Below are 1,312 nucleotides of genomic sequence, written 5' to 3'. Positions count from 1 at the left end.
GGGCTACGATAACGTAACCGTGGTCAAAGGCGGCATGGAAGACTGGAGCAAACTGTACGAGATAGTCGAACTCGACACCGGCGACGACGACCTGTTCGTCGCACAGATTCAGCGCCGGGCGAAGGGATGTCTCGGCTACGTCGTCGGGTCTCGTTCGGCACGTGAAGCAGTCGTCGTGGACGCAACGCGACAGTACCACGAGTTCGAACTCGTCGCCGCCGATGCGGGTATGACGATTTCTGGCGTCCTCGATACCCACGTTCACGCCGACCACATCTCGGGTGGGCACGAACTGGCCGACCGATTGGGCGTCCCGTACTATCTCGGCGCGCACGCGACGGACCGCGACGTTCAGTACGACTTTACCCCACTCGAAGACGGGGAGTCCGTGACGGTTGGTGAGTACGACATCGAGGCGACGTACGCCCCGGGACACACCTCGGACATGACGAACTACCTCGTCGACGGACGGTTCCTCCTGACTGGCGACACGCTGTTCGTCGAGTCCGTCGGGAGAACGGAACTCCAGTTCGGCGACGAGAAGGCAGCGACCGGCGCGGAACTCCTTTACGACACGCTTCACGGAACAGTTCTCTCGCTTCCGGACGAGACGCGAATTCTCCCCGGACACGTCTCCGTCAGCACCGACGGGACCTACGGCGTCGCCGCGCCGGGCGAGCTCGTGAGCACGACACTCGGTGAACTCCGCGACGAACTCGACATGCTGGAGATGGACAAAGAGACGTTCGTTCATCGCGTTGCCGACAACACGCCGGAGAAACCGCCGAACTACGAGCGCGTTATCGCCATCAATACCGGCCGCGAGACAGTCGGCGACGAAGAAGAGGCGACGGAACTCGAACTGGGACCGAACAACTGCGCCGCCTGAGGGGCACACCCCGGCGAGGACCTCCCTTCACGGGAGTTCGACGACGCCCAACCGACCGTCGAACAACTCGTGGTCGAACCACGCCATCCGGCGGTCGCTGTATCGAATTTCGGCACCGAGCGAAAGCACCTGTCGTGTCCTATCGAGGTCGGTAACGCCGACGAGGAACGCACAGGGTCCTTCGCCAACCTCGTCGAGTCTGTTCGTAAGCGCGCCGCCATTGGGTTCACACAAGGCGACGGGCGTCCCCGGCAGGGCGGCGAAGTTCGAAAACGGACCGTTGATGTCGACCGGAGACGGATAGCGGTGCCGACGAGCGAATAGGTCGGCGGTCGCCTCGCGGTCGCGGGTGGCGACGACGACAGTCTGTAGTCCACGAACTGACGTGTTCTGTGCCGCCTTTGGGACGCGGTAGCCGCGAGG

General features: G+C 63.1%; 1 protein-coding gene and 1 pseudogene. One reads left to right on the top strand and one right to left on the bottom strand.

Annotated elements, in window-relative coordinates; all coding sequences use genetic code 11:
* Positions 1-889: MBL fold metallo-hydrolase (locus QT222_RS01025; RefSeq protein WP_491476014.1), on the top strand; the 889-nt coding region annotated here is incomplete at its 5' end.
* A 27-nt stretch (positions 890-916) separates the two neighbouring features.
* Here the strand turns inward: QT222_RS01025 and QT222_RS01020 are convergent.
* Positions 917-1,312: pseudogene (locus QT222_RS01020) on the bottom strand (VOC family protein); the annotation flags it as partial.

This window comes from Haloferax sp. s1, assembly GCF_058382125.1.
The sequence above is the reverse complement of the archived record's forward strand: the minus strand, read 5'-3'. Positions and strand labels throughout refer to the sequence as shown.